At 73.1% G+C, this 17,188-nt stretch carries 10 protein-coding genes and 1 tRNA gene; 5 read left to right on the top strand and 6 right to left on the bottom strand.

The features are described 5' to 3' along the window. Nucleotides 1–22: 22 nt before the first annotated feature. A complete protein-coding gene (gene murQ / locus ACFQRF_RS19490; RefSeq protein WP_379872565.1) occupies nucleotides 23–997 on the bottom strand; it encodes an N-acetylmuramic acid 6-phosphate etherase in 975 nt (324 codons plus the stop codon). A 31-nt stretch (nucleotides 998–1,028) separates the two neighbouring features. Further along, complete coding sequence (locus ACFQRF_RS19485) at nucleotides 1,029–1,994, bottom strand: MurR/RpiR family transcriptional regulator (protein ID WP_379872564.1); 966 nt, start codon at nucleotides 1,992–1,994, stop codon at nucleotides 1,029–1,031. A gap of 193 nt (nucleotides 1,995–2,187) precedes the next feature. On the opposite strand from ACFQRF_RS19485, the gene ACFQRF_RS19480 reads away from it, so the two are divergent. The 5 genes from ACFQRF_RS19480 (at nucleotide 2,188) to ACFQRF_RS19460 (ending at nucleotide 6,349) form a co-directional block, all read left to right on the top strand. After that, on the top strand, nucleotides 2,188–3,813 hold the full coding sequence (locus ACFQRF_RS19480; protein ID WP_379872563.1) for an AfsR/SARP family transcriptional regulator: 1,626 nt from the start codon (nucleotides 2,188–2,190) through the stop codon (nucleotides 3,811–3,813). Between the two features lie 597 nt (nucleotides 3,814–4,410). Next, the gene (locus tag ACFQRF_RS19475) at nucleotides 4,411–4,572 is read left to right on the top strand and encodes a hypothetical protein (RefSeq protein ID WP_379872562.1); all 162 of its coding nucleotides are present in this window, start codon (nucleotides 4,411–4,413) and stop codon (nucleotides 4,570–4,572) included. A 116-nt stretch (nucleotides 4,573–4,688) separates the two neighbouring features. Continuing rightward, nucleotides 4,689–5,726: an N-acetylglucosamine kinase gene (locus tag ACFQRF_RS19470; RefSeq protein ID WP_379872561.1), complete on the top strand. Its 1,038-nt coding sequence runs from the start codon at nucleotides 4,689–4,691 to the stop codon at nucleotides 5,724–5,726. Between the two features lie 201 nt (nucleotides 5,727–5,927). Beyond that, complete coding sequence (locus tag ACFQRF_RS19465; RefSeq protein WP_379872560.1) at nucleotides 5,928–6,113, top strand: hypothetical protein; 186 nt, start codon at nucleotides 5,928–5,930, stop codon at nucleotides 6,111–6,113. Between the two features lie 160 nt (nucleotides 6,114–6,273). Further along, nucleotides 6,274–6,349 (top strand) — tRNA-Lys (locus ACFQRF_RS19460). Nucleotides 6,350–6,521: 172 nt separating this feature from the next. Here ACFQRF_RS19460 and ACFQRF_RS19455 read toward each other — a convergent pair. The 4 genes from ACFQRF_RS19455 to ACFQRF_RS19440 form a co-directional block, all read right to left on the bottom strand. Further along, a complete protein-coding gene (locus ACFQRF_RS19455) occupies nucleotides 6,522–8,249 on the bottom strand; it encodes a hypothetical protein (protein WP_379872559.1) in 1,728 nt (575 codons plus the stop codon). A 68-nt stretch (nucleotides 8,250–8,317) separates the two neighbouring features. Beyond that, entirely contained in the window at nucleotides 8,318–11,782 is a 3,465-nt protein-coding gene (locus tag ACFQRF_RS19450; protein ID WP_379872558.1) for a hypothetical protein, read from the bottom strand. Between the two features lie 32 nt (nucleotides 11,783–11,814). After that, a complete protein-coding gene (locus ACFQRF_RS19445; RefSeq protein WP_379872557.1) occupies nucleotides 11,815–14,043 on the bottom strand; it encodes a hypothetical protein in 2,229 nt (742 codons plus the stop codon). Nucleotides 14,044–14,062: 19 nt separating this feature from the next. Continuing rightward, the gene (locus ACFQRF_RS19440) at nucleotides 14,063–17,179 is read right to left on the bottom strand and encodes a DUF6603 domain-containing protein (RefSeq protein WP_379872556.1); all 3,117 of its coding nucleotides are present in this window, start codon (nucleotides 17,177–17,179) and stop codon (nucleotides 14,063–14,065) included. Between the last annotated feature and the right edge of the window lie 9 nt (nucleotides 17,180–17,188).

Here is a 17,188-nt window from a genome sequence, read left to right as displayed (position 1 = left end):
GGTTCCGCTCGGACGAAGCTCCTCAGACCGTGGTCAGCCGGCGCAGCGCGTCGCGCACCGATCCGCCGGCGGCCCGCACCTCCTCGGCGGCGCGGTCCGGCTCGGCGCCGGTGAGCAGGCAGACCAGCGCCACCCGGGTGTCGCCGCCGGCCGCGGCGAGCGCATCCGCGCACACGTCGGCGGGCTGCCCGCTGGCCTCGGTCAGGATGGTGACGACCCGGCCGCGCAACTTGGCGTTACTGGCGTTCACCCCCACCATGAGGTTGGAGTAGGTGCCGCCGAGCCGCACCATGACCGCGGTCGAAAAGGCGTTGAGGACCAGCTTCTGTGCGGTTCCCGCCTTCATCCGGGTCGACCCGGCGATCACCTCCGGCCCGGTGGCCACCCCGATGTGCACGTCCACCTCTGCGGCGAGCACGGCCGCGGGATTGGCGCTGACCAGCACGGTGTGCGCCCCCCGTTCGCGAGCGCGGCGCAGCGCCCCGCCGACGTAGGGGGTGCGGCCGCTGGCGGCCAGCCCCACGGCGAGGTCGCCGGCCCGCATGCCGGCGGCGTCGGCGGCGCCGAGCGAGGCGTCGTCCTCCACACCCTCGGCCGCCTCCCGCAGCGTGCTCTCACCGCCGGCGTGGTGCGCCACGACGAGGTCGGCGGCGACTCCGTAGGTGGGCGGCAGTTCGGCCGCGTCCATCGTCGCCAGCCGCCCGGACGTGCCGGCCCCGAAGTAGTGGATCCGCCCGCCGCCGTCCAGCGCCGCGACCCCGAGGTCCACGGCGCGGGCCAGCTCCGGCAGGACCGCGGCCACCGCGCCGGCGACGGTCGCGTCCTCGGCGTTGATCAGGCGCAGCACCTCCAGTGTCGGCAGCACGTCGATGTCCAGGGTGCGCGGGTTCCGCTCCTCGGTCGGCGAGCGCACCACCTCCACCCGCGGCTCCGGTCCTCCCGGAGCGGTGCCGCCGACTCCGGGTGCGGCGGGGTGGGTGTCCAGATCGGGGTCCATGCCTTTCCTTCCACTGGGGACTCGCGGCTCGCTAGCCGTCGCGGTCGCGGGATCTGCGGCGGTCGTCCCGCTCGACCCGCAGCCCGCGCACGGCCCGGCGGGTGGTCTCCAGGGCCCGCTGGCTGTCGGCGTAGCGGAGCTGCGCGAGTCCGACGAAGACGCAGTCGATAACGGTGAGCTGGGCGAGCCGGCTCGCCGTCGCGCCGGACCGGAAGGTCGTCTCGCGGGCCGCCGTGGTCAGCACCAGGTCGGCGGTCTCGGTGATGGGGGAGCGCAGGAAGTTGGTGATCGCCACCGTGCGCGCCCCGTGCCGCCGCGCCTCGGCCAGGGCGTCGATCGTGTCGATGGTCGCGCCGCTGTGCGACACGCCGATGGCGACGTCGCGCTCGTCGAGCAGCGCGGCGCTGGTCAGCATCACGTGGGTGTCGGACCAGGCGTAGGACGCCAGGCCGATCCGGTGCAGCTTCTGCTGGAAGTCGGCGGCCACGAACGCGCTCGCGCCCACCCCGTAGATCTCGATGCGCCGCGCCGTGGCCAGCGCCTCGATGACGTCGTGCAGCGCGTCGACGTCGAGCTGGGCGCCGGTGTCCTCGACGGCGCGGGCGTCGGCGTAGGCGATCTTCTCCACCACGGTGACGAGCGTGTCGTCGGGGCTGATGTCCCCGGGTGCCTCGCGCGCGCCCTCCCGGGCGCCCCGCGCGCGGCCCGCCTCGGTGGCCAGGGTGAGGCGGAGTTCCCGGTAACCGCTGAAGTCGATCGTGCGGCAGAACCGGATGACGGTCGCCTCGGAGGTGTCGCAGTCCTTGGCGAGCTGAGTGATGGAGGAGGCGGCCACCCGTTCCGGGTCGTCGACGATGCGCTGGGCCACCCGTTGCTCGGCCGGTGCGAGGGACGGCAGCAGCGCGCGGATGCGGAGCACCGTCGTGGGCGCGCCCGGCGCCGGATCCCCGGCCGGGTCGGGCGACGGAGAGGCCGACGCTTTCGCCGTTTTCGCCATGTTGGAAAGTTTCCTTCTGTTCGGCGCGGTGAGTCAATGCGCGGTGGGGAAGATTCGGCAATTCGGGCCGATACACAAGTCTGCGATCCCGGTGAACCCGATTGCGCGGCCTCCGGTCACGGGGCACCCTGAAGGCGCGGATCGCACGCCGCGCCACCGGATGGGAAAGCAGGGCCGCCTCACGGGAGTCACAGTGGCAGACGTCTCGTTCGGAGTACTCGGCCAGCTCAGCGTGCGCGTCGGCGACCGCGTCGTCAAGATCCAGGGCAACAAACGCCGGGTGCTGCTGGCCGCGCTGCTGCTGCGGGCCAACCGCACCGTTCCCGTGGACGAACTGGTCGACCGGATGTGGGGGGTGCCCCCCTCCGAGGCGTACCGCGCGGCCCTTCAGGTGCACGTGACCCGGCTGCGCGCCGCGCTGGCCCTGGTGCACGCCGGCGAGCCGCTCGTGAGCGGCACGCACGGGTACCGCATGGAGCTCGCCGACCATCAGCTGGACCTGCTCCGGCTGCGCGCCCTCTCCGTGGCGGCCCTGGAAGCCGACCACCACGGCGACCTCCCGCGCAAATGCGACGCCCTCGGCCAGGCGCTGGCGCTGTGGCGCGGCCCGGTGCTGGCCGATGTCGTCTCGCCCCGCCTGCACGAGCACGAGGTGCGCTCCGTCACCGAGGAGTTGCTGCGCACGGCGGAGCTGCGCTACGGCGCGATGCTGGCGCTCGGGCGGCACGAACCCGCGCTGCCCGGGCTCACCGACCTGGCCGGGCGGTACCCGCACCGCGAACCGCTGATCCGGCTGCTGATGGTGGCGCTGTACCGGTCCGGGCGGCAGAGTGAGGCCCTGGAGGTGTACGAACGCACCCGCCAGACCCTCGCCGAACGGCTGGGGATCGACCCCGGCCGTGAGCTGCAGGCCACGTTCCACTCGGTGCTGCGCGGAGACCTCTGCGACCCGCCCCAGCGGACGGTGCCGGCGGAATCGGGGACCGTTGCGCCGCCGGACCCGGCCGGGCGGCCGCGGTCGCTGCCTCCCGCCCAGCTCCCCGCCGACATCCCGTTCTTCGTCGGGCGCCGCGGTCAGCTCGCCGCCCTGGACCGGCTGCGCACCGACGCCCGGCAGCCCCGCCGCGCCCTGATCAGCGGACCGGCCGGCGCGGGGTGCACCGCGCTCGCCGTGCGCTGGGCGCACCGGGCCGCCGAGCGGTTCCCCGACGGGCAGCTCTACGTCGACCTGCGCGGCGACACGGGCGCGCCGCGGGACCCGGCCGACGTGCTGCGCCGGTTCCTCCGCCCGTTCGGGGTGCTGGACGGGCTGCCGGTCGAGACGGACGAACGGGCGGCCCTGCTGCGCTCCGTCCTGGCGCGGCGCCGGCTGCTCATGGTGCTGGACAACGCCTACTCCGCCGAACAGGTCCGGCCGCTGCTCCCCGGCACCTCGACCTGCGCCGTGGTGGTGACCAGCCGCTACTGGCTGGCCGACCTGATCGTGCGCGAGGGCGTGCTCGCGATCGCGGTGGACAAGCTGGCCCCGGGGGAGGCGCGGGCCCTGCTGCGGCGGCTGGTGGGACCCGAGCGGGTGGCGGCCGAGCCCGCCGCCGTCGACCGGCTGCTCGACCTGACCGGCCGGCTGCCGCTGCCGCTCCGGCTGGCGGCGGCCTGGCTGGTGACGCATCCGGGGGTCGGTATCAGCGCCCTGGTCTCTGACATCGCGGCCCGCCGCGCGCGGGACCCGGTCGCGCGGGTGGCCGCCGCGCTGGGGGGTGATCCCCGGTTCCTGATCGGCGGCGGCGGTGCGGGTGAGGGAGTGCCGCTCGGTCAGTGAGCGGCTTCGCGCCGATGCGGCGGCGGCGCCGTCCCACGATCGGCGCCGATCGTGCGGCTCCGGGTCCGGGCGGCCGGCTCCCCAACCGGTGCCGCCCGGAGAACCCGGCGCCTATGGTGTCTGGCGGAGGCGGACATGCGCACACGGACCCGCTGCCTTCCAGGCGGACTCGCCCGGATTCCCCCGCGCGGGCGCTGCGCGCCCCCCGATCCGCTCCGCCAGACACGTCTCCCCGGGGTGCAGGCCGTCCTCCTGCCTCCGGGAGTTCCCCCGTTCCGCTCTCGCTCGCGCACAGGGGTTGCGACCAGTGCTGCGGTCGCGTGCACCAGTCTGCAGCATCGGCCTTACGGTGCGCTGGCATTTCGCTTTCGCTGGAAGGGGAATTCGGTGCCGGCCGGACCGGCCCCGCCGATTCCGTTCCCTTCGCCGGGCGGGTGCCGTACGAGAAGTGGGTGCGGAGAAGAACGGCGGCCGGAAACGCCGGCCGGCGTTCCTGGACAATGCCAGAAACCGCAGCATGCCGGAATGTCCGGGTAATGCGCCTCATGAGAGGGAAGGGGGTGGTGCGGCGTTTCATGACACTGTTGGGGGGATGACGTGCAGATCATCGCGATCATCCCTGAGTGCGGCCTGATTTTCGGCGATCCGGAAAAACCCGTCAGTCGCGGAGTCGGTGATCGGCTTTCCCCGGCGCCGAAGGCGATCGGGGCCGTCCCGCCGGCGCGCCGAAAATCGCTGGGAGCCGGTATTGCAAAGTGAATTCAGTTCACTGTGAGTGGCCGGGGAGCGAGCCGGACGAACCCGGAAACGTGCGCCACCGGAGCGCCGCCGCGACGGCAGATGCCCCTGGCCGCGCCGTCTCCTAGAGTTCCTTCATGAGTGTCGACATCGTGATCGGCGTGGACGCCGGCGGAACGAGCACGCGGTGCGCCGCGGTCACGCTCGACGGGCGGGTGGCCGGCCGGGGCCGGGCCGGAGGCGCCAACCAGAACTCCAGCACCGATCCGGGCGGGGCGTTCCGCGCCGCGCTGCGCGAGGCCCTCGGTGCCGCGGGCGACGTCACGGTCGTGCGGGCGGTCTTCGGGGTGGCGGGCGCCGGGGAGTCCGGGCACGCCCGGGCGCTGGCGACGGTGCGCGGCGTCTGGGCCGAACTCGGGCTGCCCGGCGACCCGGAGGTGAACGACGACGTCGCGGTGGCGTTCGCCGCGGGCAGCGCCGCGCCGGTGGGCCTGGTGCTGATCGCGGGGACCGGCGCGGTCGCGGCGCGGGTGCGCGACGGCCGGGTGCTGTGCCGGTGCGATGGCTACGGGTGGCTGCTCGGGGACGAGGGGTCGGCCGTGTGGATCGGCCTCGCGGGGCTGCGCGCCGTGCTGGCCGCCATCGACGGCCGCGGCCGTCCGACGGTGCTGCGCGGCCGGCTGGCGGACGCGCTGGGCGTGCCGCCGGGCGATCCCCAGGCGATCATCCGCGCCGTGCACGACCGGCCGCCCGCCGAACTGGGACGGCTGGCCCCGGAGGTCATGGGAGCGGCGGGGGACGGCGACCCCGTCGCCTCCGGCATCGCCGAGGACGCGGCCCGGCGGCTGCTCACCAACCTCGCCGCCGTGGCGCCGGTACCGGAGACCGCCGCCGGTTCCGCCGCGGCACAAGGGGCGGAACCCGACCGGGAGCCGGTCGTCCTCGCCGGGGCGGTTCTCGCGGCCGGCCCGGTGGCGGAGGCGGTCCGGGCCGGGGTGCGCCGCAGGTTCGGCGTCGCACCGATCCTGGCGATCGACGGGGCGCTCGGCGCCGCCGGCCTGGCGCTGCGCCAGACCGGCGCACCGCCCGCCGCGCACGCGGCGTTGCTCGCCCAGGCGGCGCCGCAATCCGCCGATCCGCGCGCGGACGGGACGACCGGCCTCGTCGCCTCGTGACCCGTGGAGCCCGTCCCGGCAAGTTGCGGGGATTCGGGAATTTCGTCACGACGCCGAGCGGCGGGCGCCGGTGTTGGCGACGTATCCGCCCAGGTCCGCGGCCCGCCTCGGCCGCCTCGCCCGGCGGCGCCCGCGCGCGCCCGGTGCCGGGTGTGTCGGGAAATGCCGCAAACCCGGTCGCGAGTCGCTAGGGTCGGGCTCATGTCACAGAACGAAGAGAAGGCGGCCGACCCCGCGGGCTCCACGATGATGTTCCGCCGGTTCGTGTCGGAGAACAAGGAAGCCGAGACGGCGCCGCGCCGTCCCCTGACCCCCTACATCCTGGCCGCGGTCGGCGTCGTCGTCGCGATCGGCATCATCGTCACGGTGGTCATGACGTGGTCGTAGCCGCACCGGTTCCCGGGCGTCGCTGAGCACCCGCCCCGGCCGGGATGGGTGCTCAGCCGGTCCGGAGGAACTCGTTCGCGACCGGTTTCCGGGACTGCTACAGTTGTGCACGTCGGTCCGGTCCGGTGCCGAGCACCCGGTCCGACCAGCCGCACGGCGGGCGCCATTAGCTCAATTGGCAGAGCAGCTGACTCTTAATCAGCGGGTTTGGGGTTCGAGTCCCTGATGGCGCACCACTGATGGACGAGTAAAACCCCAGGCCGGAATCTGTTTTCGGGATTCGGCCTGGGGTTTCGTCACGTCACGGGGCCGCGGGCTCCCGGTGCCGGCCGAGTTCGACGATCAGGGCGGGCAGGACGAGCGGGACACGCCTCCACGGTCCGCAGTGCCGAATATTCGGTGATCGGATCAGGTGGTCTCGCGGACCTCCCCCGACGCGGCCTGCTCGGGCACCTGGACGGGCTCGGCCACGGCCTCCTCGTGTTCCTCGGTGACCTCACCGGCGGCCTGGGTGACGCTGAGGTCGGTGTTGGTGCCGAACGGGAACCAGATCAGAACCGTGCCGACCCTGCTATACCAGGTCGAGCCGTCCACTGTCAGGTACGCCTGGATACTCTCCCCCTTGCTCACCTGGATGGCCAGCGAGTTGCGCCGACCGTCCGCGCCGGTCTGGCGGAGCATCGCCTCCTGGCACCGGTAGGTCTGACCGCCGACGGTCACCCAGAACGTGGCCTTGTAGCCCTGGTTCTCGTTATGGCTGGTGTTGTCGAACATGTCGGTCTGGACGTACAGGATGCCGTCCGTGGGCGCCGTCGCCTTGAAGGGCCTGCTCGACGTAGGAGCCTGATTCTGGCTCCAGACGCGTTTGTGGCGGCCCTTGGCCAGGGAGATCGGACCGATCACGGTCAGGTTGCTGTGACTGATCGTCAGTGTCCGATCGTCCGTGCCCCGGATGTTGTTGGTGGTGAGCGCCCGCCCCGGGGTGACGGCCAGATCGGCGCTCACCCACACCGAGTTGTTCGCCGTCGCCTCCACGCGCGCCACCTTGAGCGTCTTGTCGGAGGCGACGGTCACGTTCTCGTTCGCTGTGAGTGCGGCGTTCGTGGTCAGCGCGCTGTCCACCGTCACCCCGCCACCGTTACCGACGATCTTGGGCACGGCGAGCTGCTGCCCCTGGGCAACAGTGATGTTGTTGTTCGCCTGAAGCACGCCCGTGACGGTGAGCGAACCGTCGGCATTGAGATTGTTCGCCACGGTGATCGCGCCGTCCCCCGTGGACCGGATGGTGTTGACCGCCAACGCCTTTCCGGCCGCGACGGTGACGTCGCCCTTCGCCTCCAGCGAGTCGTTCACCGTGAGCTTGTTGACCACCAGGTCCGGGTTGAGCACGGTCACCATGACGGACCGGATGATCTCCACGTTCCCCACACTGCCGATCAGGTAGAACGTCGTGGTCTGCTTGACGTTCTTCACCTCGTACTGCTCGCGGTCGCGTACGTCGATGGGATCGTTACCGCCGTACAGCAGTGTGGTGTTCGCGCCCTCGGACCGCTTCCACGTCAGCTTGACGTCACCGCCGTTGTTGATCTCCTGCCGGTCCGCCATGAACTGGTCGAGGTAGAAGTCCAGCGGGAACTTCCCCGTGAACAGACTCGCCCGGCGGGTGTCCCAGTCGGGGTCGCCACTCGGTGGTTTCTCCGCCGACTCCTCCTCTACCACCAGCTCGACCGCGCCGACCTCGTGGTTGATCGGGATGTTGCCGATGATGACGGTGACGCCCTCGTCCGCGCCGATCTCCACGTGGGGGTCCGTGGGGGTGAACTCGATCCACCCGTTGTTGACCCGCGACCCCCAGCCCAGGCTGATGGTCGACTCGACCCGGTCGAGCGACAGCGCCAGGTCCGGCGAGTTGGTTCCGGTCGGGACCTTCACCGACAGCTTGCGCAGCAGCAGCGGGTAGCGCGCGGCTCGGGACGCCACGATGGTCAGCTGACCGCGCGCCGGGTCGATCGCCGGATCGTCGCCCTCCTCGGCGCCCTGCGGCGACACCCGCAGCGGGTGCGGGTTGGTGTACAACCGGTACTCCAAGCCGGTGGCGTTCGCCGGGTCGGTCCGGACCGTGTTGATGAGTGTCATCGGCGGCCTCTCTACATGAGTCGGAGACCGCCCGCCCCGCAGCAGGGGCGGGCGGCGAGTGGTGGTGGTCAGGTGGCGGCGCGGCCGGCCGACGTGGCGTCGCCGAGCACCAGGTAGCCGGACCGGATCTCCGGCATCGTGCGCGGCAGTTCGTCGGGCGCGAGCGGTGAGATCGGCCGGTCCCGCCACTCCTCGCCGACCTGCTCGCTCCACGACCAGGTGCCCACGGGCGTGGCCGGCTCCGGCAGGATCGCCACCTCCACCGTCCGGCCGTCGACCTCGGTCTCCCGGGTGGCGGCGAGCAGCGGTCCGGACCTGAAGCAGACGGCCATCGCGGCGAGCGCCGGCTCCACGAACCGGGCCGGGATGTGCAATGAGCCGACCGGCAGCAGGTCGGTGGTGGCGTGCACGGCGGCGCGCGGGTCCACCAGCAGGGTGACCTCGGCGGTGTCGGCGGAGTCGAAGCTGAGCCTGAGCCGCTCCCCGGCCCCGATGGGGCGCAGGTAGCCGGTGTCCGGACCCTCCGGCGCGACCACCGTCTCCAGGTGGTCGTAGTCGCCGTTGAGCACGAACCCGACCAGCCCGTCGTCGCTGTGCGCCGGCTCGCCGAGCCGGATGGTCCACCGGTACTCCAGCGCCTTGGGCGTGGGCGGGTCGATCACGTCGAACCAGTTGACGTCGGTGCGCGGCGGCCCGTCCAACTGGAGGTCGAGCTTGGCGCGCACCATGGCGAGCGGCCGGCCGAGGAAGAACCCCATGCCGCCGTCCTGCGGCGCCTCGGGGTCGATGGTGGTCAGCGCCTCGTCCACGGTGGCGAGCACGGCGGTGAGCGTGTCGGGCCCCTTGCGCTGGATCGCGGCCAGGAAGCGGTGCAGGTGCGGGAAGTCGGCGGCGAGGTCGTCCAGGCTCACCAGCGACGATCCCGGCAGCCGCCGCCAGGCCACCTCGCGGCTGCCGGACGGCGCGAGTACGGTCCGCAGCTCGCCGAGCGCCCGTCCCTCGGGGGCGTAACAGGCGAGGGCGGCGTCGAGCCGGTTGTGCAACAGCCAGCCGCAGACCGGGTTCTCCTCGGGGCGGAAATCGATCTCCTCGTCGCCGGTGGCGGACAGGAAGCCGAAATGCAGCCGGCCGGGTTGCAGCAGCCGCGGTCCGAGCTCCACGTACCGGTCCGCCCCGGTCTCCCCGATCGGGTGATCCGGGACCATGGAGTCCGGGAGGGCGGTCGGCGTGAAGTGCGCGGGGTCCAGGATCAGGTCCACCGAGCGCCCGAACCGGTCCACGATGGACAGTCCGGTGAACAGCATCTGCCCGGACCGCAGCTGCTGGAACCGCGACTCCGGATTCGGGTCCCAGTCGCTCTCCGGCAGGTCGCCGGGCTCGGGAGCCTGCCGGTCGCCATGGCCGGTGAGCTCGGCCAGCGGGCCGGTCGGCACCAGCAGTCCGCCGCCGGGTTTGCGCTGCCCGAGCCCCGCGCCGAACCCGTCCAGCCGCTGGGAGAGCAGGTCCTGCTCCGCCGCCTCCCGGCGCAGCGAGCGGATGAGGTCGGCGGGCAGGTCACCCCGGTGCGCCGAGTACGCGGCGAGTTGCCCTTCCAGCGCGGCGCCGGCGCTCGGCATGAGCAACTGGTTGCCCTGGACGGTGAACGGGTCCGGCCGGTCGCCCTGGCCGGTCCACCGGTACCGGACGCCGTCGAACCACCAGTAGTCGGTGCCGGTGTCGGTGTCCTGGAACGGGACCGGGAAGTAGTCGCCGCTCCAGTGCAGCGCCATGGGCTGCCACGCCTGCTTCCACTCCCCGGTGCCCAGCTCGGGCAGGGCGCCGTCGTGGTCGTCGAGGCTGAGGCCGCGCGCCCGGGCCCGCTCCAGGATGAAGAACTCGGTGGCCAGCGCCCGCAGTGCCTCGGGCAGGTCGTCCAGCGGCACCTTGGCGACGTCCGGCTGCACCCCGGCGGCGTCGACCGTGGTGCCGGCGTCGGTGACCCGGGTCACCACGCGGTCCGGGGTGCGGCACGGGAGCGCGCCGTCCCGGCTGAGCGGCGCGTGCAGGTTGGCGCCCTGGAGCAGCACCACGGGGTCGGCCGAGTGGTCGAACTCCTCGGCCGGCACCCGGACCAGTACCCGGTGCTCGGGCAGGCCGTGGGCATCGGCGTGCGCCTTGGCCGCTTCCGCCAGGTCCTCGGGGTCGCGTCCCCACGGCAGGGCGCTGCGCGCCTCGGCGAGCTGTTCGGTGAGCGCCTTCACCCTCCCGGCCGCGCCGTCCGGGTCGTCCGGGTCGAGCTGGGCGCCGATGGCGCTGGTGAACTCCCGGGGCTTGTCGCGTTCCGGGAGAGCGTTCAGGTACCACAGGTGGTAGAGCCGTTCCTGGGCGGCGGCGAGCTCGCGTTCGATCCGGTCGTGCTCGGCCTGGAGCCGGTTCAGCTCGCCGATGGTGTCGTGCTCGGCCCGGAGCCGCCGGACGCGCTGGTCGGCGGGCTCGGGCGGCAGCGCCAACGGGTCGCCGCGGTCGGCCACCTGCCAGGTGTATCCGCCGGGCCCCCGGGCGAAGCCGGAGCGGTGGGCGGCGCGCTGGACCAGGTCCTGCCCCTCGGGCTTGTCGAGCTGGTCGAGCGCGTCGAGCACGAACGCCCGGAACAGTTCGGCGTCGTCGGCGGAGAGCGCTCCGGTGCCGTCGGCCTCGTCCAGCAAGGCGGAAGCGGCCTCGGCGGTGCTGTTGCCGACCGCAACGGCGATGTCCCGCCGGTCGGGGATGGAGTCGGGGATCTCCGTGTCCGGCGTCCAGTTCAGTCCGAGCACGCTGCCGGTGTAGACGGACCGCCTGCGGGGACCGGATCCCGGAGTGGGCGACCAATCCAGCGACTCGATGAGCGCGGCGGAGTCCTCCTCGCTCATGAGGATGTCGCTGTCGGGGTCGGCGTACCAGCCGGCGACGAAGTAGGCCAGCCGGTCGTCCCCGTCGATCCCATCCAAGGGATCGTGCATGGAGAAGACGTTCTCGTTGAACGGCTGGTAGACGGAGAAGTTGAGCAGGCCCGGCCCGATGGCGGTGAGGAACGGCTCACGTCGGCCGCTCGGCTCCCGCCATGGCGAGCCGGGCGCGATGTCGTGCCTGCGGCCGATCTTGGTGGCGGTGGGCGTGCCGGCGTGCGGGTCGAGGTAGGAGACGGTGCCCTGCCACTCGTCCAGGTAGTCGCTCTCCACCAGCCACGACCGGACCTCGCGGCTCTCGTACCGGTAGCGGACCACCAGCCAGCGGTTCGGCACCAGCGGGAAGTCGCCGACCCCGCCGTCAGGGTCGTGCCTGCCCCGGGCGAGCGCCTCGGGCAGCTGCCACTGGAGGTAGACGCCGAGGACGTCCGGGTCGTCCCGCCAGTCCTTGTCGTTGTCGAACGGCGCCGGCTCGGCGGGCGCGTGGTCACGGACGACGCGCTGGAAGTTGGCCGCCGCCCGGCGGATGGAGCCGCCGTCGCGCACGCGGGTGTTGACGGCGAGCGCGGCGACGTCGATGGGCACCACGAGGGTGCTGCTCGCTGACATGGTGTTCTGGCTGCCTTTCTGCCGTGCGGCCGTCAGGGACGCTCGAAGCTCTGGAGTTCCGGGGTGTTGATCAGCTGGAGCGCGAACTTGGCGGGCGTCAGCTCGCCGTCGTGGCCGCCTCCCTCGGCGAGGGCCTGGCTCACCGCCGGGTGCAGCGCGCCGGGGCCGTCGGCCACGTTGAGCACGTCCGCGCCCAGCTCGGCGTCGGAGGCGTTGCGCAGGAACCGCCCAAAGGCGTGCGTCTCCTCGGGGAACGCCCGGATCGGCTCGCCCACCGGGTCGGCGTCCGGGTCGAGATTGCGCAGCATGAGCTGGCCCAGGCTGCTGACCCCGAAGTGCAGGCCCTGCGGCGGCTCGGCGATGGTGAAGGTGTCGAGCACGGTGTCGAAGAACAGCACGAGGACGTCGTCGGCGAACCGGGCGATCCGGACCGGCTCGACCGGTGCGTCGTCGCGATGCGCGGTGTAGATGGTCTTGGGCCAGTTCGGGACAAGCTCGGACCGGATCAGCACCACCGAGGCGGGCGGTTCGACTCCATCGCGGGCCAGCTCGTTGAGGTCGGCGTCCAGGGTGTGGCCGACCCCGACACTGAGCGCGCCGTCCACCGCCGCGCGGACCCACCCGGCGTCGACGTAGCCGAACCGCAGGCTCTCCTCGGGCAGCATGCGCGGGTCGGGCACTAGATGGTCGAACGGCACCATCTCCAGACGGCGGAGCCGGTCCAGCCAGGCCACCACCGGGTCGAGCTCGGTGCGTACCGCGCCCCGGAGCAGGGTGCGGGCGGCCGGCTCGGCGAGGTTGGCCCGCAGGTCGGCGGCGCCCGGCCGCGGCGTGGCGAGTGCCCGGGTCCGGGCCCGGCGGCCCCCGGCCAGCAGCGCCGGGCCGACGGCGGCGACCGCGCGGGTGAACCGGGCGCCGCCGTCGGCGGGGTGCAGCCGGTCGAAGGAGCGGCGCGCGAGCCCGCCGCGCAGCAGCCCGGCATCCTCGATCGACCGCCCGGCGAGCCTGGGGTGGCCGGCCAGCCGGCGGGTCGCCGACCGGGCGGCGGACCGGTACGCCAGCAGCCGGGACCGGAACTCCGGGTCGGCAAGGGCGAGGTTGCGGCCGAGGCTGAACGCGGCGGCGTAGCCGGCGTCGAAGATCCCGTACTTCGCCAGGTAGATCAGTGCGGCGTTGCCGGAGTCCAGCCGGGGCGGCAGCTCGGCGGGCAGCGGCTGGGCGGGCTCGGCGGTGAAAGGGCCACGGTAGAAGGCGTAGCTGGCCTCCCCCGACTCCAGGCGCTGCGGCAGCGCGGTGGCGCCCCGCGCGAGCCGGGCCAGCGCCTCCTGTTGCGGCGCGGTCGGTGAGCCGGGCGGGGTGGTGCGCAGCCGCAACAGCAGGTCGGGACGGGCGTCCTCGCGCCCCTCGGTGGCGAGGTACTGGACGACGTCGCCGAACCCCCGGGTGGTGCGGTACAGCGACTCGAACGACCACGACCAGAGCGAGACGACCCGCACGTTCCCGGAGACGGAGTCACCGGAGTCGCCGGTGAGGAGGGACTCCAGCCCCTCCAACGAGATCAGGTGGACCGCGTGGTTGCCGCCGGCGGCGTCCGGGAACCGGTTGGCGACCACCACCGTCTTCAGCTCGTCCTCGTCCGGCGGGTCATCCTCGCTCCGGGTGTGGGTGGCGTCCGGGGGGCCGCCCTCGCGGGCGTGCGCGAGCAGCGCCGCCTCGGCGGGGCGGGGCAGGACGGCGCGCAGCAGGTCGGCCGGGACGAGCACCGTGTTGCACACCAGGTCGTGCTCGTCGGCGAACAGTGAGTCCCTCGGGATGCCGGGCGGGGTGCCGCCCAGGTCGCCGTCGAGCAGTTGGGTGACCGTGCAGGGCTCGACCAGTCCGAGGGCGTCCTCGTCGTTGGGCAGCTCGCCCTCGCGGAAGACGAGCAGCGCCATCCACGGCACGCCCCGGTCGATCTCCTCCTTCTCCTGCTTCAGCTTGCGGGCCCAAGGCAGGCCGGGCGAGTCCAGGGTGATGTGCGGCAGCAGCTCCTGGTACTCGCCGACCGTCCCGGGGACCGGGTAGCAGGCGTGCACGTCGTTCTCGGAGACGCCGAACCGAAGCGCCCGGACGTCGAACGGCTGCCGCGCGCCGGGGATGTCGGAGCCGGTGCTCAGCTCCTCGATCTCCTCGGTGACGGTGATCTGGTACTTGCCCGCGTCCAGCGACGGGATGCGGTGGTCGAAGAACCGGGTGCGGCGTGGCACGGAGTGTGTCGGCATCGCTGTGTTCCCTGCTTCCTCAGCTGGCCGCGACGAGCATCGGCTCGGCGGTGAAGGCGGTGGCGGCGTCGCGGGCGTAGCCGGGCAGCTCGCTGTCCCGGTCGCCGAGCTCCGCCCCGAAGCCGGTGAGCGCGGCGGCGAGCGCGTCGCGGTCGGCGCGGGTAGCGGTGGCCACCGTGTCGACGATCCGCTGGATCGTGCCACCCGGGTACTCGGCGCGTGGTCCCTCGGGGCCGGCCGCCGGGTCGAGCGGCTGCGGGCCGTCCGGGGAGATCGGGGTGAAGGCGAGCGCCTCCTCGGAGATGTCGCCGGTGGTGGTGCCGTGCGAGACCGGCGGCGAGGTCAGCTCGATCCCGGTGAGCTTGTCCGCGACCAGGTGATCGTCCTTGCCGGGGAGGGTGCCGCCGTCGCCGGAGCCGTACAGCGCCGCGGCGACACTGCTCGTCATCGCCCGGTTCGACCACCGATCAAGGTCGACGGCGTCCCCACCGTGAGTGAGTTCGACCCGGTGGGTGCTGGTCAGGCCGCCGCGGTCCATCGGGCGGATGCGCAGGCCGCCCCGCGAGTGCTCGGGGGTGCGGCCGTCACCGAGGTAGATCTCGGTGAGCGGCACGGCGGAATCGGTGCGGAAGGCGAACCCGGACGCCGACACCTGCCACGCCGGAGTGTCGGAGAGCGTGCCCTCCACGCCGTCGGCGCCGAGCAGGCCGTCCCCGGCGATGATCCGGACGATGTTCTCGGCGGGCGGCAGCATGCCGCGGAACCCGGGCCAGTCGAGGGCCGGTTGCCTGCTGCCCCTGGAGGCGCCGAAGCCGATGGTGAAGGAGACGAACCACAGCTTCACCCTCGCCTCGCCGCCGGTCTCCGGCCCCCACACCCGGATGTCGGCGCCGACCTCCACGGTGATGGTGATCCGGACGAACACCACCTTCACGCTGGCCTGCACGCCGATGTAGACGCCGATGCCGACGTCGAAGTAGAACGGCTTCCACTGCACCAGCGCGTCCACCCACGCGTCCAGCCAGGCGCGCACCATCCCCGAGTGGAACCGCACCTCCAGTTTGCCGCCGGCCATGACCGCGGCCGGCGTGATGGCGAAGTAGGCGCCGCCGGAGATGCTCACCGTGGACCCGACGCCCCAGTCCAGGCCGAGGCGCGGGACCCGCGGGTAGTGGTCGGGCAGGTGCCGCTCGTAGTGCGGGTGATAACCGCCGATGGTGTAGACGAAGTCGCCGCGGTTGGGGTTGTCGCCGAACCACAGCACCGCGGCGCTGCCGCCGCGCACCTTGCAGTTCTTGTCGATGACGAAGGAGTCGTCGGTGAGCTGGGCGCTCATCGACAGCTCACCGGCGGCCGGCTTGAGCGCGGCGCGGATGGCGATGGCCAGCCGGGCGTATTTCTTGGAGCCTTCCGGCGGGAAGTCGATGCCGGCCCGGCCGAGCAGCGCGATGGTGAGGTCGGGGCCGGTCTGCAGCAGCAGCATCGCCTCGCCCTTGAGCATCTCGAAGCTGCTGAAGGCGAGGCCGGCCGCGATCCACAGCTGGTCGTCGCCCGGGGTGATCCACGCGTCGAGGGCCTTGAGGATCTCGGCGGCGTCCCGCCCCTTCCCGGCGATGGGCCCGGTGTTCTTCAGGATCTGCACGAAAGGGAAGGCCGAGATCTCGTCCACCTCGGGTGTGCGGATGTGGCTGTTCCAGCCCATGCCGCCGGCGATCCCGCGCACCTGGAACGGCGGCGGGCCGATGCCCTTCTTCCGGCCGATCATGCCGTAACCGAAGAAGGACGCCCCGGCCTGGCCGCTCTCCGGCACGACGAACGCGGCCACGGCGGCACCGTTGACGGCCTGGGCGTTCACCGTGAGGGCGCCGCCGAACATTTGGGCGTAGGGCGACTCCGCCGGGCGGGTGGTGAGCGCGCCGGTCACCGCCAGCGGCGGCTTGCGGTAGGCGATGCTGACGATGCCGTCCTCGATCTTCGGCGCGGTCCAGCCCGCTGGGGTGACCGCGCGGGCGGTGACCGGCGCGCGCCGCCCGATCCTGCGGGGGCCGACGGCGTCGAGCAGCAGGAACCCGTCGCGGGTGGCGACGGCGTAGCGGCGCGCCCGGTTGGCGCGCAGCCACGCGGCGGAACGGCGGACGGGCTGGTCCTTGGGCAGCGGCCGGCCGAGACCGTCGCGGTTGCCGGGGTCGAGCAGCGGCCGGGGACGGGCGCGCAGCGGGACGGTGAGCGGGGCGGTATCGCGGGGCAGTACCAGCCACGTGCCCTCGTCGACGGTCTCGACCAGTGGGGTGCGCGGTCCCGCGTCGTGCTCGGCCGTGAGCGGAGCGACGATCGCCGCGAGGGCGGCGCGGTCGAGTGTCCGGCTGGCGGAGAGCACCTGCCAGTCTCCGTCGGCGCCGTCGATGATGAGCAGCCCGGCGCCGTCAGCGTGCCGCAGGACCGCGAGGCGGCCGTGATCACCGCGGCCGAGCACCAGCGACGCACGCGTGTCGGGGTGATGCGTGACGGTGAGGTCGGTGAGCGGGGCGAGCGCGCTGCCGGGAAGCGCGGGCGCGTCGGCGAGGCCGAGCGCGGCGCCCAGCGTGTGCGCGGCCAGCTCGGTGCCGGGGGCACTGGTGAACCGCAGCGGCGCGTCGGGGACCAGATCACTGATCCGGGCGCGGAACTCCACGTCACGGGTGGCCCCTGTGGGGCCGGTGACGGGCAGCCGCAGCAGGCACCACGAGCCGGCCGGCACGTTCGCCCGGTGAGGGGTGGGCGCGCCGGCGGTGAGCAGGATCTCCGGGGCCGAGAAGCCCTGTGCCACCAGCGGGGCGAGGTCCACGGTGATCTCGTCGTGCGGCAGCCGCTGCCGGGGCAGTCCGACCGACACCGACACGCCGGTAACGACGGCGCCGTCGCTGCTGAACTCGGCGCGGACCGGCAGCGGCTCCTCGCCGGCCGAGGGGGCGACCTGTCCGGTGGCGGTGAGTTGATCGGGCCGACCGGACGCGGCCTCCAGTTCCAGCTCCCCGCCGGGAAACACTGCGGCGACCCGGTCGACCAGGCCGTCCAGCTCGAAGGCGGCGCGCGGAATCCGGATGCGCCGCCCCGCGGCGTTGAGAAGCTCCCGCAACTCCTGTAGTCGCATCGACATGTTCCCCTC

The organism is Marinactinospora rubrisoli, assembly GCF_042664915.1.
GTDB classification, from domain to species: domain Bacteria; phylum Actinomycetota; class Actinomycetes; order Streptosporangiales; family Streptosporangiaceae; genus Marinitenerispora; species Marinitenerispora rubrisoli.
The sequence above is the reverse complement of the archived record's forward strand: the minus strand, read 5'-3'. Positions and strand labels throughout refer to the sequence as shown.

Coding starts and splice junctions, on each gene's coding strand:
- murQ (WP_379872565.1), bottom strand. CDS start 997: ATGGACCCCGATCTGGACACCCACCCCGCCGCACCCGGAGTCGGCGGC.
- ACFQRF_RS19485 (WP_379872564.1), bottom strand. CDS start 1,994: ATGGCGAAAACGGCGAAAGCGTCGGCCTCTCCGTCGCCCGACCCGGCC.
- ACFQRF_RS19470 (WP_379872561.1), top strand. CDS start 4,689: ATGAGTGTCGACATCGTGATCGGCGTGGACGCCGGCGGAACGAGCACG.
- ACFQRF_RS19465 (WP_379872560.1), top strand. CDS start 5,928: ATGTCACAGAACGAAGAGAAGGCGGCCGACCCCGCGGGCTCCACGATG.
- ACFQRF_RS19455 (WP_379872559.1), bottom strand. CDS start 8,249: ATGACACTCATCAACACGGTCCGGACCGACCCGGCGAACGCCACCGGC.
- ACFQRF_RS19450 (WP_379872558.1), bottom strand. CDS start 11,782: ATGTCAGCGAGCAGCACCCTCGTGGTGCCCATCGACGTCGCCGCGCTC.
- ACFQRF_RS19445 (WP_379872557.1), bottom strand. CDS start 14,043: ATGCCGACACACTCCGTGCCACGCCGCACCCGGTTCTTCGACCACCGC.
- ACFQRF_RS19440 (WP_379872556.1), bottom strand. CDS start 17,179: ATGTCGATGCGACTACAGGAGTTGCGGGAGCTTCTCAACGCCGCGGGG.